General features: G+C 59.7%; 21 protein-coding genes and 1 pseudogene. 12 read left to right on the top strand and 10 right to left on the bottom strand.

Going from position 1 to position 23,778, the window contains the following annotated elements; translation table 11 throughout:
• Positions 1–17 precede the first annotated feature (17 nt).
• The 5 genes and pseudogenes from ACR0CU_RS03415 (at position 18) to ACR0CU_RS03395 (ending at position 5,294) form a co-directional block, all read left to right on the top strand.
• Positions 18–1,520 carry a UxaA family hydrolase gene (locus ACR0CU_RS03415; RefSeq protein ID WP_170445291.1) on the top strand — a complete coding sequence of 501 codons (1,503 nt, stop codon included), beginning with the start codon at positions 18–20 and terminating at the stop codon, positions 1,518–1,520.
• Positions 1,517–2,521, top strand: coding sequence for a Gfo/Idh/MocA family protein (locus ACR0CU_RS03410; protein WP_170445288.1), 1,005 nt, complete (start codon positions 1,517–1,519; stop codon positions 2,519–2,521). Before ACR0CU_RS03415 ends, ACR0CU_RS03410 begins: the two co-directional genes overlap by 4 nt.
• Before the next feature lie 125 nt (positions 2,522–2,646).
• Positions 2,647–3,549 (top strand): annotated as a pseudogene (locus ACR0CU_RS03405) (NAD(P)-dependent oxidoreductase); the annotation flags it as partial.
• Between the two features lie 3 nt (positions 3,550–3,552).
• Positions 3,553–4,434, top strand: coding sequence for a DMT family transporter (locus ACR0CU_RS03400; protein WP_170445283.1), 882 nt, complete (start codon positions 3,553–3,555; stop codon positions 4,432–4,434).
• The gene (locus tag ACR0CU_RS03395; protein ID WP_170445280.1) at positions 4,431–5,294 is read left to right on the top strand and encodes a sugar kinase; all 864 of its coding nucleotides are present in this window, start codon (positions 4,431–4,433) and stop codon (positions 5,292–5,294) included. The genes ACR0CU_RS03400 and ACR0CU_RS03395 overlap by 4 nt, the downstream gene beginning before the upstream one ends.
• Here the strand turns inward: ACR0CU_RS03395 and ACR0CU_RS03390 are convergent.
• Together ACR0CU_RS03390 and uxaC are read right to left on the bottom strand one after the other, a co-directional pair.
• Positions 5,281–6,477, bottom strand: coding sequence for a mannitol dehydrogenase family protein (locus tag ACR0CU_RS03390; protein ID WP_480642463.1), 1,197 nt, complete (start codon positions 6,475–6,477; stop codon positions 5,281–5,283). The two genes, ACR0CU_RS03395 and ACR0CU_RS03390, sit on opposite strands and share 14 nt — an antisense overlap.
• On the bottom strand, positions 6,478–7,821 hold the full coding sequence (uxaC, locus tag ACR0CU_RS03385; protein ID WP_480642461.1) for a glucuronate isomerase: 1,344 nt from the start codon (positions 7,819–7,821) through the stop codon (positions 6,478–6,480).
• Between the two features lie 123 nt (positions 7,822–7,944).
• Here uxaC and ACR0CU_RS03380 point away from each other — a divergent pair, with 123 nt between their 5' ends.
• The 7 genes from ACR0CU_RS03380 to ACR0CU_RS03350 all read left to right on the top strand — a co-directional run bounded on the left by ACR0CU_RS03380 (position 7,945) and on the right by ACR0CU_RS03350 (position 14,706).
• The gene (locus ACR0CU_RS03380; RefSeq protein ID WP_170445271.1) at positions 7,945–8,961 is read left to right on the top strand and encodes a Gfo/Idh/MocA family protein; all 1,017 of its coding nucleotides are present in this window, start codon (positions 7,945–7,947) and stop codon (positions 8,959–8,961) included.
• Positions 8,958–9,959 (top strand): Gfo/Idh/MocA family protein, encoded by a 1,002-nt coding sequence (locus ACR0CU_RS03375; protein WP_170445268.1) that lies wholly within the window; start codon positions 8,958–8,960, stop codon positions 9,957–9,959. Before ACR0CU_RS03380 ends, ACR0CU_RS03375 begins: the two co-directional genes overlap by 4 nt.
• Positions 9,956–11,008, top strand: a complete 1,053-nt coding sequence (locus tag ACR0CU_RS03370; protein ID WP_170445265.1) for a Gfo/Idh/MocA family protein — start codon at positions 9,956–9,958, stop codon at positions 11,006–11,008. The genes ACR0CU_RS03375 and ACR0CU_RS03370 overlap by 4 nt, the downstream gene beginning before the upstream one ends.
• Positions 11,005–12,186 carry a mannonate dehydratase gene (gene uxuA, locus ACR0CU_RS03365; RefSeq protein WP_170445262.1) on the top strand — a complete coding sequence of 394 codons (1,182 nt, stop codon included), beginning with the start codon at positions 11,005–11,007 and terminating at the stop codon, positions 12,184–12,186. Before ACR0CU_RS03370 ends, uxuA begins: the two co-directional genes overlap by 4 nt.
• A 223-nt stretch (positions 12,187–12,409) precedes the next feature.
• A complete protein-coding gene (locus ACR0CU_RS03360; protein WP_170445259.1) occupies positions 12,410–13,300 on the top strand; it encodes an NAD(P)-dependent oxidoreductase in 891 nt (296 codons plus the stop codon).
• Positions 13,301–13,311: 11 nt separating this feature from the next.
• Complete coding sequence (locus tag ACR0CU_RS03355) at positions 13,312–14,175, top strand: sugar phosphate isomerase/epimerase family protein (protein WP_170445256.1); 864 nt, start codon at positions 13,312–13,314, stop codon at positions 14,173–14,175.
• A gap of 111 nt (positions 14,176–14,286) precedes the next feature.
• Entirely contained in the window at positions 14,287–14,706 is a 420-nt protein-coding gene (locus ACR0CU_RS03350; RefSeq protein ID WP_170403924.1) for a secondary thiamine-phosphate synthase enzyme YjbQ, read from the top strand.
• A 30-nt stretch (positions 14,707–14,736) separates the two neighbouring features.
• On the opposite strand, the gene ACR0CU_RS03345 is transcribed toward ACR0CU_RS03350, so the two are convergent.
• The 8 genes from ACR0CU_RS03345 to ACR0CU_RS03310 all read right to left on the bottom strand — a co-directional run bounded on the left by ACR0CU_RS03345 (position 14,737) and on the right by ACR0CU_RS03310 (position 23,656).
• Positions 14,737–15,507, bottom strand: a complete 771-nt coding sequence (locus ACR0CU_RS03345; RefSeq protein ID WP_170445251.1) for an SDR family oxidoreductase — start codon at positions 15,505–15,507, stop codon at positions 14,737–14,739.
• A complete protein-coding gene (locus tag ACR0CU_RS03340) occupies positions 15,504–16,544 on the bottom strand; it encodes a zinc-dependent alcohol dehydrogenase (RefSeq protein WP_170445248.1) in 1,041 nt (346 codons plus the stop codon). Before ACR0CU_RS03340 ends, ACR0CU_RS03345 begins: the two co-directional genes overlap by 4 nt.
• Positions 16,541–17,641 (bottom strand): mandelate racemase/muconate lactonizing enzyme family protein, encoded by a 1,101-nt coding sequence (locus tag ACR0CU_RS03335; protein ID WP_170445245.1) that lies wholly within the window; start codon positions 17,639–17,641, stop codon positions 16,541–16,543. The genes ACR0CU_RS03340 and ACR0CU_RS03335 overlap by 4 nt, the downstream gene beginning before the upstream one ends.
• Positions 17,638–18,636, bottom strand: a complete 999-nt coding sequence (locus ACR0CU_RS03330) for an ABC transporter permease (RefSeq protein ID WP_170437081.1) — start codon at positions 18,634–18,636, stop codon at positions 17,638–17,640. Before ACR0CU_RS03330 ends, ACR0CU_RS03335 begins: the two co-directional genes overlap by 4 nt.
• 3 nt (positions 18,637–18,639) lie before the next feature.
• Positions 18,640–19,617 carry an ABC transporter permease gene (locus ACR0CU_RS03325; RefSeq protein WP_170339851.1) on the bottom strand — a complete coding sequence of 326 codons (978 nt, stop codon included), beginning with the start codon at positions 19,615–19,617 and terminating at the stop codon, positions 18,640–18,642.
• Positions 19,602–21,137, bottom strand: a complete 1,536-nt coding sequence (locus tag ACR0CU_RS03320; RefSeq protein WP_254437524.1) for a sugar ABC transporter ATP-binding protein — start codon at positions 21,135–21,137, stop codon at positions 19,602–19,604. Before ACR0CU_RS03320 ends, ACR0CU_RS03325 begins: the two co-directional genes overlap by 16 nt.
• A gap of 67 nt (positions 21,138–21,204) precedes the next feature.
• Positions 21,205–22,179 carry an ABC transporter substrate-binding protein gene (locus ACR0CU_RS03315; RefSeq protein WP_170363761.1) on the bottom strand — a complete coding sequence of 325 codons (975 nt, stop codon included), beginning with the start codon at positions 22,177–22,179 and terminating at the stop codon, positions 21,205–21,207.
• A 55-nt stretch (positions 22,180–22,234) separates the two neighbouring features.
• Positions 22,235–23,656, bottom strand: a complete 1,422-nt coding sequence (locus ACR0CU_RS03310; RefSeq protein WP_170445242.1) for an aldehyde dehydrogenase family protein — start codon at positions 23,654–23,656, stop codon at positions 22,235–22,237.
• Positions 23,657–23,778 lie beyond the last annotated feature (122 nt).

The following is a 23,778-nucleotide window of genomic DNA, read 5'->3' as shown; positions in this document are numbered from 1 at the left end:
CGCCAGGAAAGCTGATTATGACTTTTGTACGTTTAGATCGAACGGATAGCGTGGTGGTTGCAACTCGGCTGCTGGAGGCCGGCAGTGTGGTCGAAGGCGTCACGACCAATGCGCGCATCCCATCGGGCCACAAGGTCGCCACGGCGACCCTTGCACCCGGCGATCCGGTCAGAAAATACGCCCAGATCATTGGTTACGCCACCCAACCGATCCACCCCGGCGATCATGTACACACCCATAATGTCGAGTTCCGAAACACCAGCGTGGACTATGAGTTTGCGACGGATCACAGGCCTATGAGACCCGCCACCTCGGTCGATACATTCATGGGCTACCATCGGGACAGCGGTCGGGTCGGCACGCGCAATTACATCGCGGTTCTGACCACCGTGAACTGTTCTGCTACGGCGGCCCGCATGATCGCCAACCACTTCACGCCGGACAAGCTGGCCGAGTTTCCGAACGTCGACGGCGTAGTGGCCTTTGTCCACGGAACGGGCTGCGGAATGGCCGATTCCGGCGACGGTTTCGAAGCTCTTCAACGGGTCATGTGGGGGTTTGCGAAACATCCCAATCACGCTGCCGTTCTGATGGTCGGTCTGGGCTGCGAGATGAACCAGATCGACTGGCTGCTGGACGCATATGGGTTGAAGCAGAGTCCAACCTTCCAGACGATGAACATCCAGAACGTCGCCGGATTGCGCCGGACCGTGGAGATGGGCATCAGCAAGATCAACCAGATGCTGCCGATTGCCAATGAGGCAAAGCGCAGAGAAGCCCCGGCGTCTGAACTGATGGTTGCGCTGCAATGTGGTGGATCGGACGCTTGGTCAGGTGTGACCGCGAACCCGGCGCTCGGACATGCCTGCGACCTGTTGGTCGCTCAAGGTGGCACGGGTGTCCTTGCGGAGACGCCCGAAATCTACGGAGCCGAACATCTTCTGACCCGCCGTGCCCTTGACCGCGCAACTGGGGAAAAACTGATCGGACTGATCGATTGGTGGCAGGACTACACCGCCCGCAATCACGGTTCGATGGACAACAACCCCAGCCCCGGCAACAAGAAAGGGGGTCTGACGACCATCCTCGAGAAATCGCTGGGGGCTGCGGCGAAGGGCGGAACCACCCCTTTGAACGGTGTATTCAAATACGCCGAACCCATCACCGCCAAAGGCTTCACCTTCATGGACAGCCCCGGATACGACCCGGCCTCGGTGACCGGGCAGATCGCGGCCGGGTGCAACCTTGTGTGTTTCACCACGGGGCGCGGGTCGGCCTTTGGGTCCAAACCGGCGCCGACGCTGAAAATCGCCACCAATTCCGAATTGGCGAGGTGCATGCCCGAAGACATGGACGTGGACGCGGGCGACATTCTGACCAAAGGCGTCAGCGTCGAAGAAAAAGGACAGGAGATATACCGACGGCTGCTCCAAGTCGCCTCGGGCGCGCGGACCAAGTCCGAGGCGCAGGGCTTGGGTGACTACGAATTTGTTCCCTGGCAAATCGGAGCGGTGATGTGAAACGGATCCTCGTAGCCGGCGGCGGATTGATCGGTATCCGCCACGTCCGCGCCGTCATTGAGCATCCCGGCTGCACGTTGGTCGGGTTGGCCGATCCGGATGGCTCGATCCAGATCGACGCGCCGCGTTTTGCCAGTATGGACGAGGTGCAGGACACAGTGGATGGCGTCATCATCGCGACGCCGACCCGCCTGCATGCCGAACATGGCATTCTGGCCGCGTCCCGTGGTTGGAATATGCTGATCGAAAAGCCGGTTGCCGCATCGGTCGATGATGCCCTGCGCCTTAAGACGGCCGTTAGCGAGGCCAATGTCCGCAGCCTGGTTGGCCATCATAGGCGGTACCACACAACCTTGCAGCACCTGAAGGAGGTGATCGCGCAAGGTACGATCGGACGAGTCATCAACGTCTCGTTGCTGTGGGCCATGCGTAAACCCGACAGCTATTTTGAACAGAACTGGCGGACTTCCGACGGCAGCCCGGTGATGATCAATCTCGTGCATGATATCGATGTCCTGCGCTTTGTGATCGGAGAAATCTCGGAGGTTGTCGCCCTGCCCGGCGCGTCGATCCGCGGATCGGATCGGATCGAAAGCGGCGCTGTCGCGATCGCATTCGAAAACGGCGCGACGGGTACCATCAGCTTTGCCGACACCGCGCCCAGCCCTTGGGGGTTTGAAGCCGGAACCGGCGAAAACCCGAACATCGGCACGTCCCATCAGGACATGATGTGGATCACGGGAACCAGGGGCGCCGTCAGTTTTCCATCCATGACCCTGTGGCGCGGACAAGATTGGGGTACTGCGGCCCAAAAAGACCAAATTCCAAGGCCGGACCAGACACGCACGCCGCTGGAGGCGCAACTGGATCACTTCCTTGACGTGATCGATGGCGCCCCACCTTTGATCGACGTCGAGGATGCAGCCCGGACGCTCGAAGTCACATCACGCATCGAACAGGAGCTGAAGGCGCGAACCGCTCGAGCGCGGGCGCCGGCCTGACTGAGACGCGGCAGGGCAAAATTTCGGACCATTCAAAAGACCAATGACTATTCCCCGGGCAATATGAGCAATCAGACTGCAAATCCGCCCGCGACAGACACAAGAATGATAACCAGACTTATTCACGGAAAGGGAAACCAATGAGCAAACCATCAATTGGGTTTATCGGCCTTGGACTCATGGGCGGAGCCATGGTGAGCCGGCTGTTGGACCAGGGATACTCGGTCACGGTGTTGGGAAACCGCGACCGCACACATCTGGATGCCGCGATTGACCGGGGCGCCCGCGAGGCGCAAAACGCGCGGGAGTTGGCTCAGGCCAGCGACATCGTGATGCTGTGCATGGGAACGTCTGAGCAGGTCGAGGGCCGAATGCGCGGTGCTGATGGAGTGATCGCGGGACTGAAGCCCGGGGCGATCGTCATCGACTTTGGCACCTCGCTTCCGGGCAGTACACGCGCCCTGGCCGAGGAGGTTGCCGCAGCCGGCGGAAGCTACCTTGACGCGCCACTTGGCCGGACGCCGTCGCATGCGCTGGAAGGCAAGCTCAACATCATGACGTCCGGCGACAAGGCTGCCTTCGACAAGGCCGAGCCGACACTGAAGGATCTGGGCGAAAACGTCTTCTACCTGGGCCCTGTCGGATCGGGACATACGATCAAGCTGATCAACAACTTCTTCGGCATGACGGTCGCGAACGCGATGGCCGAAGCCTTTGCCATGGCTGACATCACCGGCGTTAACCGCAAGCAGCTGTATGACGTTATGGCCGCGGGGCCGCTGCATTCCGGAATGATGGATTTCGTCAAAGCCTACGGTGTCGAGAATGATCCAAACCAGCTGGCTTTTGCCATCAAGAACGCGGCAAAAGACCTTGGGTATTATGAGCGAATGGCGCGCGACGCCGGCGTTACCAGCGTGATGTCGCAGGGTGCGCTTTCCGCGCTGAACGACGCGCGCGACCACGGTCAGGCGGATGACATGGTCAGCCAGATGGTTGACTACTACGTCAAACGTTTCAACACCTGATCGATGGCCGTCACCGCCAACCCCACTGCGGATCTGCCGCGCCTCGGCATCGTGCTGATGCTGACGGCGTGGCTGTTCTTTTCGCTGGTGGACCTTGGGGCCAAATGGTTGGCGTTGGCCGGCGTGCCGGCATTTCAGTTGGCTTTCATGCGTTATGCAGGGCACTTCGTGATCTCTGTGGGCGTGATCGCCAAGGGCGGAATTGAGGCCAGCCGGTTCAAGACCGACCATCCATGGCAGGTCATTAGCCGGGCCTTACTGCTGATCTCAGCAACCGTTTTCAATTTTTATGCCCTGCGGTTTTTGCCCCTGACCGTCGTGTCGGCAATCATGTTTTCCAGCCCGGTCATTGTGTGCTTTCTGTCCGTCTTTGTGTTGAAAGAAAGCGTGGGCCCATGGCGTTGGACGGCCATCATCCTGGGCTTCCTAGGGGTGTTGGTTGTCGTGCGGCCGTTTGGTTCGGCCTTTCATCCGACCATGCTGCTGATCGTCTACAATGCCACCGCGTTGGCTTTGTACTCGATCATGACGCGCAGGCTGTCGGGGGTTGTTGCCGTGGACACCATGCAATTCTACCTCGGGCTTACTGGGACGGTGGTCCTGCTGCCGTTCGCCATCTGGTTTTGGATCCAACCGGAAAACACCTGGAGCCTGATCGTCCTGATCAGTCTTGGCGTCTTTGGGTGGTCCGGGCATCAACTGCTGACAAACGCGCATCGGTTCGGAACGGCGAACCAGCTGATGCCATTTACCTATTCGTTCCTGATATATGTTGCGATCTGGGGTTATCTGTTCTTTGACACAGTACCGGACGCATTCACGTTGGCAGGGGCTGCTCTGATCATGGTTGCCGGTCTCATCATCTGGAAAAGAGAAAAGAAATGACGCGAATTGCCTGCATCGGCGAAGCAATGATTGAATTGTCCATGCTGGAAACCGGCGCGAAGGTGGGTGTCGCGGGGGATACGTTGAACACGGCCATCTACATGCACCGCGCAGCGCCTGATCTGCAGGTGGAGTATGTGACATGTTTGGGCGACGACCCGTTCTCGGGGCGCATAGCGGACTTCATCGCCAGCCATGGTATCGGGACATCCGGCATCCACATCATTCCGAACGCCTCTCCGGGCCTGTACGCGATCACGACCTCTGCGGACGGTGAACGCAGCTTTACCTATTGGCGCAGCGAAGCGGCCGCTCGTCAGCTTTTTGCCAATCACGACTTTAGCTCGTTGAACGGCTATGACGTGCTGTACTTGTCGGGGATTTCCGTGGCCATTCTTCCGCATTCGGTAAGGCTTGCGCTTCTGGACTGGCTCGACGGCGCTTCAGTCCGGTTGGTCTATGACAGCAACTTTCGTCCGCGTCTTTGGGATAGCGTTGAACACGCCCGGCAGATCAACCAACGGCTTTGGCGGCGTGCGGACATTGCCCTGCCATCCATCGACGACGAGATGGCACTGTTCGGGGAAAGCGCCGAACAGGTGGCGGCGCGCTTTGCGGGTCATCACGGAATCGGCGCGTTGAAGCGCGGAGAGAATGGCCCCCTGTCCATTGGTCAGTGCATTGACCAAACCTATAAGCCTGCCAAAAACGTGGTGGATACGACCGCGGCGGGCGACAGTTTCAACGGTGGGTACCTTGCGGCGTTGCTGACTGGGAAATCACAGGCCGAGGCCCTGATGGCTGGACACCATCTGGCATCCACCGTTGTTCAGTTCCGCGGCGCGATCATTCCCGGATAAGCGGCGCGAGATCCTCGGCTCCGACAAGACGCAAAAGCGGCACTAGCGGATCCGGCTGCTTGGCAGCCAAAGCGATTTCCGACGCGCAAGGATCGTTCAGCGCCCGACCTTTGGCGGTCTCGGACATGCAATACGAGACCCAGGCCCGCATCCCCGCAATCACCGCCTGAGAGCCGGTCTCACGAAGTGTGGGAACAAACCGATACGGCAGCTTCTGGCTTCCATCCATCGCGATTTGGTCCAGACGATGCGCCAACTCGGGGTTTTTAAAGCGGTGCAACAGAGCCTCGGCATAGTCCGGAACCTGTGCTTGCACCGCGGCGGGTAGCGTTGTGCCCGCATCCTTCATCAACTCGCAAACCAGCGGGCGCAGAACCGGGTCTCGAACCGCTTCGTGGACGTAGGTCAGGCCCCGCTCCAACCCGGCATAAGCCAACAGGGAATGGGCCCCGTTCAACATGCGCAGCTTTCGCATCTCGTGCGGGGCCACGTCATCGACCAGTTGCACGCCCGGCCAATCCGGATGCGGTCCGGCAAAATTGTCTTCGATCACCCACTCAGAGAACGCCTCGGTCGGAACGGCCATTGGGTCACCGCTGATTGCGCGAACGGCGTCCGTGGTGGCCGGGGTGATCCGGTCGACCATCGCGTTGGGAAAGCGAACGGCGTCCCAATTGACGTCCAGACCGGCTGCTTTCGCGAAACCGAAAACGGCCGTCTCGAGCGTTTTGCCATTTTCCATACGATTGTCGCAGCTCAGCACCGTCACTGGCTTGCGCCGTTCCGCAAGACCAAAGGCAAGAAACCCGATCAGAGTCGCGGGCCCCTGCCCCGCCAGATCGGCGGCAATCGCCGGGTCCTGGAGGTTCAGCTTGCCCGCGGCATCCAGATGATAACCTTTCTCGGTCACGGTCGCCGAAATGATCTCGGCATCCGCCATCACATCGAAAATCGCTGCACGATCCTCGGGCGCGACCAGAACGTCGCGCAGAGCTTTGATGCGCCGGACGCCCTGCCCCTGTACGCACAGATCGTACTTGAAACCCTGTCCTGCCAATCCATCCCGAACCGAGGATGAACGCAGGCTGACGCCGACAACGTCCCATCCACCCGCTTGATCGGTGTAGTCCAGCAAATGCGCCCGGGCAAAGTTTCCGAGGCCGAAGTGAAGAATTGTCCCCATCTAACTCTGCAATCCATAAACCTGTTTCGCCAGATCGACCGCCAACAACCGTGCAAGATGCTCGGCACTGTCCCGACCGAAGTAACCGCGCGCAACCTGCTCGGCCAAATGAATCGCCACGCCCCGCCGCCAGAGGTCGTGTCGTGCAGGAATGGACAGAAAAGCCCGTGTGTCGTCATTGAACCCGGCCAGATTGTAATACCCGGCCGTTTCAACGACCTGATCAAAATACCGCGCAATCCCGGCCGGACTGTCGTGGAACCACCAAGGCGGCCCGATCCGAAGGCACGGCCAATGTCCCGCCATAGGGGCCAGTTCACGGGCGTAGGTGCCTTCGTCCAATGTAAAGAGTATGATGCGCAGTTCCGCTGAGTTTCCGACCCGGTTCAACAGCGCCTCAAGGCCCGTGACCCAATCCATCGCGATTGGAATGTCGGCCCCCTTGTCCCGTCCGAAATCCCGCATTACCGCGTTGTTCGTGTTGCGTTTGCTGCCCGCATGTATCTGCATGGTCAGACCATCATCGACAGACATCTGCGCCATTTCGATCAGCATATGCCCGTAGAAACGGCGGGCGTCCTGTTCGGTCCCTTCCCGCCGTCTCAGCCGCTGGTACAGCGCATCTGGGTCCTCAAGCCACACGGTCTGTACACGTTCGATACCGTGGTCGGTGGCGGTACAGCCCAGTTGGATGAAATAAGCCCGCCGCATCCGCAGCGCGTTGAGATAGCCATCATAGCTGCCCAGATCGCAGCCTGTCAGCTCGGCCAACTTGTCCAGGTTCTTTACGAACTCCGGGTCCGCCCCATCCAAGACCCCGTCTGGGCGGAACGTCGGAACAACCCGCCCGCCCCAACCGCTTGCACGGATCTCCTGATGCCATGTGAGAGTGTCGAGAGCCGAATCCGTAGTGGCCAGAACCTCGATCCCGAACCTGTCGAATAATGCCCTTGGGCGAAAATCGGGTTGCGCCAACTTTTCCGCGATCTTGTCGTAGATCAGATCTGCCGTGCGCGAAGACAACTCTTCAGACACGCCCAGCGTTTCATGCAGCACGTAGTTCATCCAGATCCGGGAAGGCGTTCCCAGAAACAGATGCCAATGTTCGGCAAATGTGCGGAAAACGGCGCGAGGATCCTTCTTTCGCCCCTCTTCCCCAACGCCGAGTTCCGACAAGGGAACGCCCTGCGAATAGAGCATACGGAACACGTAATGGTCGGGAACCACCAACAGCTCTGCCGGGTTGGGAAACGGCGCATCGGATGCAAACCACCCCGGATCGCAGTGACCATGCGGAGACACGATCGGCAGGTCCTTGATGCCCAGGTACAGGTCTTCTGCCATCCCATTCAAATTGCCAGTCAATTTTGCCTCCGATACTGCTGCCCGCAATTGTTAACACAGTTTTTAATGGTTGCATCTTTCCCGTTCAAACCCGCAGACTGACCGGGTGATCCGGGGGATTGAATGAATATTGCGCTGATTGGTTTGGGGATGGTTTCCGGCACGCATGTCGCCGCCATTCGGGCATCGGATCAAGGCCTCAGTCTTGCCGGAGTCCTTGGGCGCAATCCCGACAAGGCAGCTGCGTTCGCGCGGCGAAACGAGACCCGCGCATTCGTCTCGGTCGAGGAAATCGCAAACGACCCACAGGTCGACTTTGCGATCATCGCAACCCCACCCGATCAGCGCACAGAGTTGGTTCGGAGTCTTTCGAGCGCGTCGAAACCGATCCTGATGGAAAAGCCTATCGAAAGAACGCTGGGCGCCGCGAAAGCCATTGTCGAGCAGTGCGAGGTGTCTGGCGTACCGCTGGGCATCGTTTTTCAGCACCGCGCCCGCGCCGCCTCGCAGGCGCTGAAGTCGGCCATCGAACAGGGGGAACTGGGCACGATCGCCACGGTCGAGATCCGTGTCCCCTGGTGGCGTGATCAGAGCTACTATGACGAGCCAGGGCGCGGCACTTATGCACGCGACGGTGGCGGCGTCATGATCTCGCAGGCGATCCACACGCTTGACCTTGCGATGTGGCTGCTGGGGCCGATCTCGGACATTCAGGCCGTGATGAGAAAAACTCCACTACACAACCTCGAGGCCGAGGATTGGGCGGGTGCAATCTTTGAAATGGACAACGGCGCGGTGGGAACGTTGATGGCAACTACCGCCGAATATCCCGGGGCTGCTGAGTCCATCACGATCCAGGGCACGCACGCCAAAGCGCATCTGGAGTCAGGTGTCCTGACCGTGACCACTTTCGACGGCCGGGAATCCTCGGTCGGCGAAACCGCCGCCACAGGCGGAGGGGCCGATCCCATGGCGTTCACGCATGCGTGGCACCAGGCGGTCATCGAGGACTTCGCCAAGGCCGTTTCCAGTGGAACGCAACCTATGGCCACCGGACGCAGTGCCCTTTTGACCCACGCCGTCATCGACGCGATGCAGATCGCCAATCGAACCGGCCAGAAAACACGAGTCATCTCATGAGCCTGACCTGCGTCGCCCTTGGCCTGGACCATCGCCATATCTATGGCATGACGGAAAACATGCGCAAAATCGGCGTGGACTGCGTTGGCTATTGGACACAGGGCGATCCGGAGACGCTGGCGGGATACGTAAAAAGGTTTCCCGATATTCCGCGGCTGGCCCGACTGGAAGACGCCCTGACTAGCGGGGCGGATCTGGCGCTGATTTCAGCGATACCGGCAGATAGGGCCGCGTTGGCGGTCCGCGCGATGCAGAACGGCATGGATGTCATGAGCGACAAGCCGGGCTGCACGACGTTCGAGCAACTGGACCAGATCAAGCGAACGGTTGCGGACACCGGTCGGATCTGGTCGGTGAACTTCTCGGAACGGTTCGAAACGCCCGTCAGCACCCGGGCCACCGAGCTGGTCGAGGCCGGTGCCATCGGGCGCGTGGTCCAGACGGTCGGACTTGGCCCGCACCGATTGAACCGGGCAACCCGGCCGGAATGGTTCTTCCGGCGTGACCGCTATGGCGGCATTCTGACCGACATCGCCTCACATCAGATCGATCAGTTCCTGCATTACACAGGTTCAAAAAGCGCAGAAATCACGAACGCCTATGTGGCGAACTACGCAAACCCGAAGGATCCCGGATTGCAGGATTTCGGCGAGGTCAATCTGCGCGGCGAGAATGGCACCGGGTACATCCGGGTTGACTGGTTCACGCCAGATGCCCTGCCAAACTGGGGGGATGGTCGTCTGACGATCCTGGGCACCGAAGGCTATATCGAGTTGCGGAAATACGTCGACGTGGGTGGAGCCACGGGGACAGATCATCTGATCCTCGTCAACGGAGAAACCTGCCAAAAGATCGACGCATCCGACGCCGGCCTTCCCTACTTTGCGCGCCTGGCCGATGACATCCTCAACCGGACCGAAACCGCAATGACGCAGACCCACTGCTTTACGGTCATGGAACTGGCACTGCGCGCGCAGGAAATGGCGGAACGCAGATGATCAACGTTGCGATCCTTGGTGCAGGTATCGGTGCGCAACATCTGGACGCTCTGGAACGGCTTGACCGCACCTTTTGCGTAGCCGCCGTGGTCGACCAGAATATCGACCGGATCGAACAGATACAGCAGAACTCGGGTTTTCGAGCATTGACCAACATTCAGGATGCTCTGGATGATTCGGCGATTGATGTCATCGACATCTGCCTGCCGCCGCATCTGCATGTACCAACCACGCTTGCGGCACTGGCCGCAGGAAAACACGTTGTCTGCGAAAAGCCTCTTGCGACCTCGATGCGGGATGTGGATCGGATCACGGCAGCCGCACGCAACGCGGGCAAGCATGTGTTTCCGGTTTTTCAATACCGGTGGGGCCCGTCACTGGCCCAACTGCGCCACCTGCAACGCGCAGGCCTGACCGGAGCGGTCCAAACTGCCGCGCTTGAAACCCATTGGTCCCGAGGGGCAGACTATTACGCGGTGCCGTGGCGTGGAACTTGGGCCGGCGAACGCGGCGGCGCAGTGCTGGGCCATGCCATCCACAACCATGATCTGCTGACACATATCGCGGGCAATATCGCCTGGGTGTCTGCAATGACCACAACGCGGGTCAACCCGATCGAGACCGAAGACTGTGCCGCAATCTGCTTTGGCATGGCTTCCGGAGCCTTGTGCACAAGCAACATCACCTTGGGCGCTGCCACGGATGAAACCCGCCTGCGGTTCGTATTTGAAAAATTGACCGCCACCTCTGGCACCGAACCCTATGCCCCGGGTCAAACGCCCTGGTCATTCGTCGCGCGGGACCCGGCGGATCAAGCCGCTATCGACGCGGCTCTTGCAGCCGCCGCTGCCGAGCCAACGGGGTTCGAAGGGTTTTTTGCCGAAGTCGGCAAGGCGCTGCGGTCCCAGGCAAATTCGGCCGTTACGCTGAAGGATGGCGCTGCGTCCATCGGCCTTGTGACGGCGATTTATCACGCGGCGCGCACCGGGCAGCGCGTTGCCCTTCCCATCAGGCCCGATCACCCACTTTATGAAGGATGGCTGCCATGAAACAATGCTGGCGTTGGTTCGGACCCGAGGATCCGATCGCATTGGCCGATCTCCATCAAGTCGGGGTTCAGGGAATCGTCACCGCGCTGCATCACATCCCGCCCGGACAGCCTTGGGATGAACTGAGCATCGCCGACCGGCAGGCCGTTCTGGCCGCGGCCGGGTACAGTTGGGACGTTGTCGAAAGCCTGCCAGTCTCCGAGGCGATCAAGACGCAGTCGGCGGACATGGCCGAGCATCTGCAGGCGTACAAGTCCAGCCTCAGGGCTCTATCCGCCAGTGGCATCAAAGTTGTTTGCTACAACTTCATGCCGATCCTGGATTGGACGCGCACCGCCCTTCGTGCCCCACAGCCGCATGGCGGAACGGCCATGCTGTTCGACCTGACCGATTTCGCAGTTTTTGACATACATATTCTCGAACGTCCGGGCGCGTCCGAAGACTATTCCAACACCGTCCAGCAAGCGGCCAAAGATCGCTTTTCGCGCATGTCGGATGTCTCCAAGGCCCAGTTGCAGCACAATGTCACCGCGGGGCTGCCCGGCGCCAACGATCAGTGGAGCGTAGAGGACGTACGCGGCTTGCTGCAGACATATGCCGAGATAGACTGTGACCGACTGCGCGCAAACCTCATCGACTTCCTGTCTGAGGTCGCCCCGGTCGCCCAACAATTGGGGCTGCGCTTGTGCTGTCATCCCGATGATCCGCCCTTCTCGTTGCTCGGTCTTCCAAGGATCATGTCCAGCACCGAGGACTACGGCGCCGTACTGGATGCGGTTGATATGCCCGCGAACGGCGCAACCTTGTGTACCGGATCGCTGGGTGTTTCCCCTGAATTCGATGGGCCGGAGTTCGTGCGCCGGCATGGCGGCCGGATTCACTTTGTTCACTTGCGAAACACCCGGCGCATCGCGGGGTCGGACAGCCAAAAGCCGGATTTCTATGAGGCTCCGCATCTGGAGGGCGACACCGACATGGTCGGAACCATTCGCGAGCTGATGGACGAACAACGCCGCCGCAAATCCCAAGGGCGAGACGACTGGCAAATTCCGATGCGACCCGACCACGGACAAGAGCTGCTGAGCGATCTGGGCGGACACAGCACTCCCGGCTATCCACTGATCGGACGAATGCGCGGGTTGGCCGAACTGCGCGGCATCATGGCGGCGTTCTTGTAACGCGTCGGATCAGGCGGTTTCTTTCCGCCGCACCACTTCTTTGCTTGCCTGAACGCCGCATTCTTCGTTTACTTACGGTACGTAAACGGGCAGCGGGGTGTCTTCCGGACTCGCCCGACGTCTGTTTTAGACGCGTGAAACTCCCGCGAAAACCGATGCAATTGAGCATCATTTTTCGAAACGTCTGCCATAGCGAAATGGCGGAAAAACGGGAGGAGTCCAAATGAAAACAGCAGGCGTAATCGGTCTTGGCGACATGGGCAGCGGCCTTGCCAAGAACCTGATCAAGAATGGCTTTGAAACATCTGGTTTCGACTTGAGTGAGACGCGTATGACGGCATTTACCGACATGGGCGGCCTGCCTAAGGACAGCGTGGGACAGGTCGGCCGTCATGCCGCCAGCGTGTTTGTCATGGTGATGAACGGAGATCAGGCCCGCGATGTCATTCTGGGAGAAAACGGACTGGTTGCGAACATGGCCGAAGGCGGAACGGTCATCCTGTCGGCGACCATTACCCCGGCCGAAGCAAGCGCGATCGGGCAAGACATGGAAGGTTCGGGCATCCACCTGATCGACACTCCGGTCTCGGGTGGGTTTCCCGGCGCGCAGAACGGCACATTGACGATGATGGCTGCCGGAGCTTCGGATGTGCTGGACCGAAATGCCGAAGTCATGCAGGCAGTGTCGGCAACCATTCACCGGGTCGGAGCAAACGCCGGCGACGGGCAAACCGTGAAAGCCTGCCTGCAATCCCTAATCGGATCGATCTTTTCCGCCACATTCGAGGCTGCGGCCCTGGCGGCCAAAGCCGGTGTCAGCGGTCAAGCATTGCTTGACGTGTTCTCATCCTCTAGCGCGGGGTGCGGTGTGGTGAATACCGCCCTTGAAAACATCATTGATCGCAAGTTCGAGGCTACTGGCAGCCACATCGCAACCATGCACAAGGACCTGACGATCTCTCTGGCACTGGCCGGTGCGTTGGGCGTTCCCATGCACACAGCATCATCCGCTATGCAGATCTTTCACGCCGGAAAAACCAAATACCCGAACGGCGACAACTGGGTGTGTACCCGCGTCATCGAAGAGATCGTTGGCGCAGAATTGCATCGCTGAGGGGACCGGACATGAAATTAGGTGTGATTTGCGACGGCATTTCCCGCGATCTGCGGCATGCCGTGGACGTGATGGACGAATTCGGTCTGGACTATGCAGAACTTCAGTTCGTAGGCGACACCGAGGTCGGGGACCATTCCCCGCAGGAAATTGCCGAAATCGACGCGCTCTTGCGCGACCGGGGCAAGCCTGTGTCCTGTCTGTCGCGCCATATCTTCGCGGGGATGACAGCTGCCAACAGGCCCGGTGACGAGCTGCACACCCGACACATGGACGCCTTGAAACGCGTGATCGACATGGCGCATGTCATGGGGTCTCCGCTGGTTCGGATCATGACCCAACGAAAAGAGCAGATACTCTGGGGAAAAAACGGCGCCGAGAAGTGGAACGTGGCGCATGGGGTATGGGACTCGATGCCACCGCTGATCGCGCCGGCGGTTGAACTGGCCAGGGCTGAGGGCGTGACGCTTGTCGTGGAAACCGGAAACGGCACGCTGGTCAATTCGAACTATACCGCCCGCAAACTGATCGACGAGTTGGATGCAAAGGATGCGCTGAAAGTTCTTTGGGACCCCGGAAACAACTGCTGGTGCCATGAACTGGCATACCCGGACGGTTACGAAGAACTGCGCGGCGGCTATCTGGGGCACATTCACATCAAGGACGTAAAGGTCGATACACCGCGGGCAACGCTGGAAGTGCGCCGCATGGGGGAAGGTCAGCTTGCGCCTCTGTTCCAACCCATCGCGGACGCGCTCAGATCCGACGGCTATGAAGGCGTGATTTCCTTCGAAAGCGTTTATCATCCCGGCAACGGAAATTTCGAAGATGGGTTTCGTCTGTGCATAGACAAGTTCAAAAGCCTGTTTGCATGAATGAAAGCTCTAGAGTGTTACAAATCAGATACTTAAGCCTCCAAGTTGAATGCCGAATGGGGCGCGGAAAGCTGGGCACACTCCCGCAAAATCAAGGAAAGGATCTGATGGATGAAGCAAGAGTTTTTTGAATTGTCCATTGAAACGCCCGGCAAATCCCTGACCGACATCAGCGGGGTGGTTCAGCGTGCGGTTTCCGAACATGAGTTTGTCTCGGGCCTGCTGACCCTTTGGTGCGTCCACACCGGTGCCGCGCTGTTGGTGCAGGCCAATGCCGATCCCGAGGTGGTTAAGGATATCGAGAGGTTCTTCGAAGAACTGGTCCCCAAGTCACCAGGCAAGTATCACCACCGCCCGAGCGAAGACGACAACGCGCCATCGCACCTGCGGGCGCTGTTGACGCAAACGCAGGTGTCGATCCCGGTCGAACAGGGACAGCTTCCGCTGGGTCGCGTACAAAGCCTGTACCTGTTCGAACATCGCGAGGCACCCAAGACACGACGATTGAAGGTGCACTACATCGGGACTTGAGGCCTTGGGTCACATGGAGCGTTGACGGTGCTACCGCCCCATCCAGCCCCCGTCGACAACAAGGATTTCACCGTTGACGTAGTCCGACGCTGCAGAAGCCAGAAAGACCACAGGTCCGGCAAAATCACCTGGCGTTCCCCAACGGCCCTGGGGTGTTCGTTCCAGGATCGACTTCGACCGAACCGGATCGTCCTGCAGGGCTTGGGTGTTGTCGGTCGCGATATAGCCGGGGGCGATCGCATTCACGTTCACACCCTGCCCGGCCCATTCATTGGCCAGAGCTTTGGTCAGCTGTCCAATCCCGCCTTTCGAGGCCGCGTAGCCCGGCACGGTGATGCCGCCTTGAAACGTCAGTAGCGAGGCGGTGAAGATGATCTTGCCCGAGCCGCGCGCCAGCATGTCCTTGCCGATCTCGCGGGACAGGACGAACTGCGAGGACAGGTTGACCTCAATCACTTCGTCCCACCAGTCGTCCGGGTGTTCGGCGGCTGGCTTGCGTTTGATCGTGCCGGCATTGTTGACAAGGATATCAGGGGTTTGCCCGTCGGCCCTCAACTGATCAATGAACCCATGCAGCGCGGAGCGGTCCGTGAAGTCGCATTGGTAAGCCCGGAACCTGCGCCCCATCGCCGTGACCACTTTTTCGACCTCTGACCCGGACAGCTCGAGCGAGGCCGACACTCCGATGATATCGGCTCCGGCCGATGCCAATGCCTCGGCCATGCCACGCCCGATGCCGCGTTTGCACCCGGTCACAAGTGCCGTTTTTCCCGTCAGGTCGAAACTTTGCAAAACACTCATGAACGCGGTCCTACTTCGATCAGGCTTTTCATTGCGGTTGGGCTGCGATCCAGTGCTTCGAACGCGGCCTGAATGTCTGCCAGAGGGCTGACATCAGTGATCACGACATCCGCGTCCACTCCGCCCGAGGCGACAACTGCGATCGCCTTATCGTAATCCTCCGGCTCATAGACCCGAGCACCGATCAGTTGCAGCTCTCGCCAGAAGAATTGGAACAGGTCGATCTGGGGCTTTTGAGCATGGATCGCGACCATCACGATCCGAGCCCGCGTCGCGGCAACGGCGGTCATCGCATCAACACCGGGCTGCGTTCCCGATACCTCGAAAACCACATCCGCCCCTTTGTCGCCCGTGCGCGCGTTGATTGTGGACACCAGATCGGTCTCAGTTGGGTTGATCGTATCAAAGCCAAGTTTTTCTGCGATCGCCAGACGGTTCGGATTCACTTCGGAAATCACGACGTTTCCGCCCGCGTCCCGCGCAACCATGGCAACCAGGATGCCGATCGGGCCACCGCCGATGACGACGACGTCCTCGCCAGGCTGCAGTCCAGACAGCCGCACATCGTGGCAAGCAACGGCGACCGGCTCGATCAGCGCCGCGTGATCCATGCGCAAGTCATCCGGTAGAACGTGCAAGGTGTGGGCCGGAACGGTCCAGATCTCTTGCATGGCACCATCGGTATCGAGGCCGAGAAATTTGAGGTTCTGGCAGATATGCTGATGCCCCCGTTTGCAGGCCGGGCATTCTCCGCAGTGATCCAGCGGTCGGACCACGACCTTCTGGCCGGGTTTTACCGTATCGACGCCCTCGCCCACCGCTTCGACGACACCGGACATCTCGTGCCCGATTACCCGGTTCAGACCGACACGGGCATCCATGTTGCCGTGGTAGACGTGCATATCCGTCCCGCAAATCCCGCAATACGCAACGCGAATGGCGGCCTCGCCGGGGCCCGGAGCCGTCGCCTGGGCCTGTTCCACGGCAAAGCTCTTGTTGCCCCTGTAGTACGCCGCAGAGATCGTCTGGGTCGTCATGTATGCATCTCCTTGTGTTCCGCATTCAGTTTGTCCCAGTCGAATTCCACTCCGGTCCCCGGCGTATCCGGGGCCACGGCCAGGCAGTCTTCCACGACAAGCGGACGGGTCGTGTACTGGTCTATCGGGAATGAGTGTACTTCCAGCCAACCCGCATTGGGTTGCGCAGAAACAAGGCTGACGTGCAGCTCCTGCATACCATGGCTACAAACCGGAATGCCGTGCTGGGCGCTTAGCGCGGCCACGCGCAACCAGCCGGTAATCCCGCCACAGTTTGAGGCATCGGGTTGAATGAAACTCAGCTTTGCGTCGTCGAAGGCGTACTCGAATTCGTGAATCGTGTGCAGGTTTTCACCCATGGCAAGGGGAACACCCGTGGCTTCGGCAATTCGGCCATAGCCTTTGTAATCGTCTGGAATTGTCGGCTCCTCGAACCACAGGATATCGCAGTCGGCAAACCCTCGGGCTGCCACGATGGCCTGCTCGACGCTCATGGAGTAATTCGCGTCGACCATGAAGAACCGGTCCGGCCCCAGCATCGCGCGCACCGCCCGTGCGCGCGCCAGATCATCGGCGAGATCCGGTTGCCCAACCTTGATCTTGACCGCGTTGAACCCACGCGCAAGGTAGCCTTCGGTCTGCCGCAGCAGTTTCTCCAGCGAGAAATTCAGGTCGATCCCGCCGGCGTAGGCCTTGCAACGTTTGGACGCTCCACCAGCCATTTGCCACAGCGGTGCATTCTGCGTTCTGCCACGAATGTCCCAAAGGGCAATATCCACGGCCGAGATGGCGAACGAGGCGATCCCGCCCCGCGCAACGTAGTGCACATGCCACTGCATGGCATCGTACAGGCTTTCGATCTGTTCGGCGTCTTGTCCAACCAGGAACGGCGCTAGGTCATGCTGGATCATCGCCAAGATGGCATGACCGCCCTTGCCGCCCGTATAGGTGTACCCAACCCCCTCGACCCCATCCGACGTTTGAATGGTGACGGTGATCAATTGAAAGAACGTGTGATCCCCGTGTTTGGCATCGACCAGGACTTCGGCGAGCGGGACGTTGAACAGCCGCGCTGAAACACTTTCTATGCGATTCACGAACCCAAGACCTTCTGCTGCCTGGCAATAACCCGAGACTGTAAAAGGATGACCGCAAAAAGAAAGCCTCCACGTATGACCATCTGCCAGTAGGCGCTGAAACTGATGGTGCCCTGACCGTTTTCAAAGTTCAGAACGTTGAAAACCAGACCCAGCAAAAGCGCTCCGGCCACGGTCGCAGGGATCGACCCCATCCCACCTGTCAACAAGGTACCGCCCACAACGACGGACGCGATGGCCGACAATTCCCAGCCAATACCCTCAAGGGGTTGTCCTGCTCCAAAACCCGAGGCCAGAAAGACGCCAGCCAGCCCTGCGCAGCCGCCCGAAAGCAGGTAGACGAAAGCCTTGGCGCGATTCACCTTCAGACCCATGAGGTTCGAGGCATCCTCGCTGCCCCCGATCGCCAAAACGGTCCGCCCGATGGTTGTTCTTTCCAGCACCAGCCAAAGTGCCAGCGTCAGTCCGGCCACGATGACGATTGCCCATGGAAACAGGCCGAACGCCTGCCCCATACCAAGCTTGGTGAAGTTCGACCCCCAATCAACCGAAATTGTCTGGGCGCCCGAAATCACCAATGCGCCGCCTTTAGCGGCCAACATGGTCGCCAGCGTGGCGATGAAGGGCGGGATCCGAAGGACGATAATGCAAAAGGCGTTGATCGCCCCGAAGCCCACCCCGGCAAGCACGGCCCCCGGCAGCGCAACCTGAATCCCGTATGGGCTGAGATAAGCCGCAACGACCGATGTAAAGGCCGCCACGGATCCAACCGACAGATCAATCCCGCCGGTCATGATCACGAAACACATGCCCAGCGCGATCGCGATGAACATCGCGTTGTAGTTCAGGAAAGACGAGAAGTTGTAGGCGCTGCCAAAGTTGTCATAGCGCATCAGCCCGAACAGAATCAAAGCCAGCAGTGCGATCCACACCGTCACCGAGGCCGAATTGCGCCGAAGGTACTTTCGCAGGTCAAAAGCCGTTTCATCCAACATCGATCAAGCCCTCCGGAACTGCTGGACCCAAACGGCCAGGATTATGATGACGGCTTTGGCGATCAGTGCAACTTCGTCCTCTACCCCGTTGGCCAACAATGTATATTTGACCAACTGGATGATCACGGCACCCAGAATGGCGCCAAAGATCGGCGCCCGCCCGCCTTGCAAAAGAGCCCCGCCAACGACAGCGGCCGCGATGGCATCAAGCTCCATCAGATTGCCGTTGCGCGCGGCGTCCGAGGCCGAGTTGATCGCAACCACGATCAGACCGGCCAGGCCTGCAAGCACCGCGCAGATGACATAGGCCCCGATCTTGACCCGCCGGACGGGACCACCCGCCAGATAGGCCGCACGTTCATTGCCGCCGATCGCCAGCAGGTAGCGGCCCCAAGTGGTTCTGGTGATCACCCAAAACAGCACACAGGCAATCGCCAGCGCCAGCCACCCCTGGAACGGCAAGCCAAGCACCTTGCCGGTTCCAAGATAACTGAATGAAGGGTTGGAAAATGTCTGCAGGTTCCCGTTCGTCAAGACTTGGGCAATACCCCGACCAGAGATGAAGAGAATGAGCGTCGCAACGATGGGCTGCACGTTCAACACAGCAACCATCACGCCGTTGAATACCCCGCATAAACCCGCGACGAGCAGCGGCAGGACAATGGCCAAAGTGACGCCAAGCATCGGATTGGCGGCGCCCAGATCCGACAGAAAGATCAGTGGAGCCAGCGCCCCGGCCAAAGCCATGACCGCGCCAACCGACAGATCGATCCCACCCGTGGCGATGACCAGCGTCATGCCCATGGCCACGATGGCGATCGTGGCAACCTGACTGATATTCACGAACAGGGTCTGCAGCTGCAGGAAATTTGGGGTGAAAAACGCATTGAACACCAGCAGGGCGACCAACGCGGCGATGCCGCCATGAAAGCGAAAGGGCATCGATGCGACCCGTTGCGGCAACTTCATTGCGCGGTCCATGAACCAGTTCCTTCTTCATGATGCGCAAGCGCGCGCACCAGTATATTCTCGGTAATCCCGGGGTTGGTCAGTTCCTTGACCGAGCGCCCCTCGTGCATGACCACGATGCGGTCAGCGCCTTCCACCAGTTCTTCGAATTCCGAACTGATGAGGACAACGCCGAACCCCTTTTCGACATAAGACCGAATGAAAGATTGGATCTCTCGCTTGGCGCCGACATCCACGCCTCGGGTCGGTTCGTCCAGTATCAGGATGTCTGGCTGCGTCGCCAGCCAACGGGCAAGGAGTACCTTCTGCTGGTTGCCGCCGGACAACTCGCGAATGGGTTGGTCCATATGCGCCGCCTTGATACCCAGATCGTCGATGAAGGCCTGAACGATCTCGCGCTCGCGGGCAAAGTCGATCTGACCACGGCTGGCCAGTTTCGGCAGCAGGGCCAGCGTCATGTTCTCGCGCACGGACATGTCAGGAATGATCCCTTCGGCCTTGCGATCTTCGGTCAGAAAGCCGACCCCGTTTGCGATCGCGTCACCCGGTCCGGACGGTTGCCCGACCGCACCGTGCAGCCCGATTGCGCCGCTGCGGGCCCCGTCCACACCGAACAACGCGCGCGCAGCCTCTGTCCGGCCAGAGCCCAGAAGCCCGCCCAGCCCAACGATCTCCCCGCGGTGGAGCGTGAGGTCGAAATGCGTCAGTCGCGGGCCTGTCGAGACAGAGACAGCCCGCAAAACGATATCGCCTTTCTTGGCCTTAGCGCCGGCGAAGTCCGTGAGCCCGTCTGCCGCGATCTCGTCCTTGTTGCGGCCCAGCATGTCCGCGATCATTTCCAGTTTGGTCGTGTCCTGCACGTTGCGCGTGCTGACTGTGCGGCCGTCTCGCATCGTTGTGACCCGGTCGCAGATCTGGAACAGCTCATCGAGAAAATGCGAGACATACAGGACGGAAACGCCCTGTTTCTTTAACTCGCGCACCACACCGAACAGAACCTCGACCTCGCTGGCATCCAATGACGAGGTGGGTTCGTCCATGATCACCAGCTTTGCGTCCAATGACACAGCCCGCGCAATCGCAACCAATTGCTGGATCGCCGTCGAGAAATTTCCCAGCGGCTCGGTCACGTCGATATCTATGCCAAAGCGCGCAAGAACCTCGCGTGCGCGCCTGTTGCCTTCGCGCCAGTCGACCAGAAAGCCAAGACGTTTGGGCTCGTACCCCAAGATGATGTTCTCGGTCACTGACCGCAGCGGCACCAGGTTGAGCTCTTGATAGATCGTGGCAATTCCGGATTCCTGCGCTTCGCGCGGAGTGGAGATGCGGCTCGGCACACCCGCCAGATGCACGTCGCCGGCATCCCGGTCGTAAACTCCGGTCAGGACCTTGATCATCGTCGATTTGCCGGCACCGTTCTGACCGATCAGCGCATGAACCTCGCCCGGTGCGATCTTCAGGCTGGCCTGGCTGAGTGCCGGTACGCCGGCAAAGGACTTTTCAATTCCCGACATCGAGACGAGCGCATTCATGAGATGTCTTCCTCCGATTGCTTGCAGGCGGCGCCGACCACAAGCCAGCACCACCCACCAGGGAGAATCAATAGGCTTCGTCGATGTGATCGGCCGCGTTGTCCTTGGTAAAGATGCGATCTTCGACTTTCACCCATTCCGGGATCGCCTCGCCAGCCGCGTATTTCTTCATGACTTCACAGGCCAGTGGGCCGAAGAAGGGCGAGCTTTCGACCGTGACGCCCATCTTGCCGTCGATGATGGCTTGTAGCGCATCGCGTGTCCCGTCGATCGAAACGATGGTCACGTCCTCGCCGGGCTTGCGGCCCGCCAGTTCCAGAGCCTGGATCGCGCCGATCGCCATCTCGTCATTGTGGGCGTAGACCACGTTCACGTCGGGATGCGCCTGCAGCAGGGTTTCCATCACCTGACGACCCAGGTCGCGTGCAAAGTCCCCGGTCTGAGAGGCCACGATCTCAAAACGGTCATCCGCTGCGATCGCGTCGTCGAAACCCTTTTTGCGGTCATTTGCAGGCGAGGACCCTGTCGTGCCTTCCAACTGGACGATGATGCCTTTGTCGCCCTCGAAATTTTCCATCAGCCATTGCGCGGCCCGGTTGCCCTGATCAATGAAGTCCGATCCAAGGAATGCCACGAAATGTTCGCCCGGCTTGGCGACGGCCGGATCAACCGAGCGGTCCACCAGAAAGGTCGGAATGCCGGCGGCACGAGCCTTCATAACGGCCGGGATCAGCGGCTTTTCTTCCCGCGGGGGCAGGAACAGGACGTCGATGCCTTGGGCGATCATGCTGTCCACATCCGCAACCTGCTTGGCCGCAGATCCGGCCGCATCCGTCGCGATAAGATCCCAGCCGCAGGCCTCGGCCGTGTCATGGAACGATTTCGTCTCGGCAATGCGCCAGGGATTGTTCGACTCCATCTGCGCAAAGCCGACCTTGTAGCGATCTTTCTGCTCAAGCGGCGGCAGATCCTGTGCCATCGCCGTGGTGCCCAACAGCGCACCTGCGACAACCGTCGAGATCAAAAGAGTTCTTCGTTTCATGGTTATTCCTCCTCCATTGGTGCGGTCGCCTCCGTTTTGACCGCGAGTTTTCAGGTCATGCCCAATTCATGTAAGTCGTCTGTTTCCTCAGATAGCCATCGAAGCCATAGGCGCCGTCTTCGCCCCCAACCCCGGACAGCCCCCAACCAGTGTGAAACCCCTGCACGGCTTCGCCGTTCGAACGGTTCAGGTACAGTTCGCCGAACTTCAAACGGCTCGGGGCCTCCATCAATCGGCGGTGCGATGCCGTAAAGAGATAGGCGGACAGCCCGAATGACGTGTCATTCGCCAAGGCTATCGCCTGATCAAAATCATCGACTCGCATGGCTGTCGCCACGGGACCAAAGACCTCCTCCTGCATCGCGGCATTGCCGTTGTCGGAGACCTCAAGAACGGTCGGGGACATCCAGTGCCCTTTGCCGTGCGCGCCGTCCGTCAAAGGCCCACCTTGGAGATGCACCGTGGCACCCTCTGCGATGCTGCGTTGGATGATTTCGGCGACCTTGGTCACTTCGACCTTGCTGACTTTGGGCCCCAGATCGCAGTCCTCCATCGGATCCCCGATCGACAATGCGCGGGCTTCTGACACGAATTTTTCCAAGAATTGATCTGCAATGCCGCGATGCAGATACATACGCTCGTTGCAGGTGCAGATCTGGCCGCAATTGGCAAACCGGGCGGCAATGGCGGCCGAAACGGCGGCGTCAACATCCGCATCCTCCATCACGATGAACGGAGCCTTGCCCCCAAGCTCGAGCCGGACAACCTTGATCCGGTCGGCCGCTGTGCGAAAAATCTCTTTCCCGGCGCGCGTGCTGCCGGTCATCGTGATCAGCGACGTATCGGGGTGTTCGACCAACCGCTGCCCAACCACCGGCCCTTTCCCCGTAAGAACATTCAGAACTCCGGGCGGAAAGCCGACCTTGTCCGCAAGTTCGGCAATCGCAAGACCCGACAGCGGCGTGATTTCATGCCCCAACAAAACAACGGTGTTGCCCGCGACCAGCGCTGGCCCGATTTTTCTGGCGGCCAATGCCAAGGGATAGTTCCAGGCCGTCAGCGCAACGACAACCCCATAGGGATGGCGCCGAATCTGGATTTCTTCGGACCTGTTGTCCGAGGCCACTATGTCTCCCGAAATCCGCCGGGCCTCTTCAGCTGCATGGCAAAGAAAGGTAGCGGCGGCATCCACTTCACCTCGGGCCTGCGAGATCGGCTTGCCCTGCTCGGCTGTGATCAAAGCAGCCAGACGCGCGGCGTCGACCCGGATGGCCTCGGCGAGCTTTCGGACCATTTGCGCCCGCTCGATCGCCGGGCGCGCAGACCACGCGCCAAAAGCCCTGCGGGCCGCCTCGACCGCCGCATCGGCATGCATGGCACCACCATCTGGAACCTGTGCTACGATCTCTTCATTTGCAGGGTTTTCGACATCGACCGCGTCCGCGTCAAAGTCGGCAAAGCGGCCATCGATGAACATCGAATGGCGAACGACTTGACCCAACTCCCCCACTACAGACCGCAATTTCGCCTCCCGCACTTGCTCGGCCAGACCACAATGGCGACCGCACCGCCGATCAAAACACTAATAATATTATTTCG

It is taken from the genome of Ruegeria sp. BC2, from assembly GCF_056539245.1.
The sequence above is the reverse complement of the archived record's forward strand: the minus strand, read 5'-3'. Positions and strand labels throughout refer to the sequence as shown.

Bases quoted from the DNA above. Each gene is read 5' to 3' on its own strand.
- ACR0CU_RS03415 (WP_170445291.1), top strand. From the start codon at position 18: ATGACTTTTGTACGTTTAGATCGAACGGATAGCGTGGTGGTTGCAACT.
- uxaC (WP_480642461.1), bottom strand. From the start codon at position 7,821: ATGGCAGAAGACCTGTACCTGGGCATCAAGGACCTGCCGATCGTGTCT.
- ACR0CU_RS03390 (WP_480642463.1), bottom strand. From the start codon at position 6,477: ATGGGGACAATTCTTCACTTCGGCCTCGGAAACTTTGCCCGGGCGCAT.
- ACR0CU_RS03375 (WP_170445268.1), top strand. From the start codon at position 8,958: ATGAGCCTGACCTGCGTCGCCCTTGGCCTGGACCATCGCCATATCTAT.
- ACR0CU_RS03330 (WP_170437081.1), bottom strand. From the start codon at position 18,636: ATGTTGGATGAAACGGCTTTTGACCTGCGAAAGTACCTTCGGCGCAAT.
- ACR0CU_RS03325 (WP_170339851.1), bottom strand. From the start codon at position 19,617: ATGGACCGCGCAATGAAGTTGCCGCAACGGGTCGCATCGATGCCCTTT.
- ACR0CU_RS03320 (WP_254437524.1), bottom strand. From the start codon at position 21,137: ATGAATGCGCTCGTCTCGATGTCGGGAATTGAAAAGTCCTTTGCCGGC.
- ACR0CU_RS03340 (WP_170445248.1), bottom strand. From the start codon at position 16,544: ATGACGACCCAGACGATCTCTGCGGCGTACTACAGGGGCAACAAGAGC.
- ACR0CU_RS03395 (WP_170445280.1), top strand. From the start codon at position 4,431: ATGACGCGAATTGCCTGCATCGGCGAAGCAATGATTGAATTGTCCATG.
- ACR0CU_RS03400 (WP_170445283.1), top strand. From the start codon at position 3,553: ATGGCCGTCACCGCCAACCCCACTGCGGATCTGCCGCGCCTCGGCATC.
- ACR0CU_RS03310 (WP_170445242.1), bottom strand. From the start codon at position 23,656: ATGTTCATCGATGGCCGCTTTGCCGACTTTGACGCGGACGCGGTCGAT.
- ACR0CU_RS03360 (WP_170445259.1), top strand. From the start codon at position 12,410: ATGAAAACAGCAGGCGTAATCGGTCTTGGCGACATGGGCAGCGGCCTT.
- ACR0CU_RS03315 (WP_170363761.1), bottom strand. From the start codon at position 22,179: ATGAAACGAAGAACTCTTTTGATCTCGACGGTTGTCGCAGGTGCGCTG.
- ACR0CU_RS03350 (WP_170403924.1), top strand. From the start codon at position 14,287: ATGAAGCAAGAGTTTTTTGAATTGTCCATTGAAACGCCCGGCAAATCC.
- ACR0CU_RS03355 (WP_170445256.1), top strand. From the start codon at position 13,312: ATGAAATTAGGTGTGATTTGCGACGGCATTTCCCGCGATCTGCGGCAT.
- ACR0CU_RS03370 (WP_170445265.1), top strand. From the start codon at position 9,956: ATGATCAACGTTGCGATCCTTGGTGCAGGTATCGGTGCGCAACATCTG.
- ACR0CU_RS03380 (WP_170445271.1), top strand. From the start codon at position 7,945: ATGAATATTGCGCTGATTGGTTTGGGGATGGTTTCCGGCACGCATGTC.
- ACR0CU_RS03345 (WP_170445251.1), bottom strand. From the start codon at position 15,507: ATGAGTGTTTTGCAAAGTTTCGACCTGACGGGAAAAACGGCACTTGTG.
- uxuA (WP_170445262.1), top strand. From the start codon at position 11,005: ATGAAACAATGCTGGCGTTGGTTCGGACCCGAGGATCCGATCGCATTG.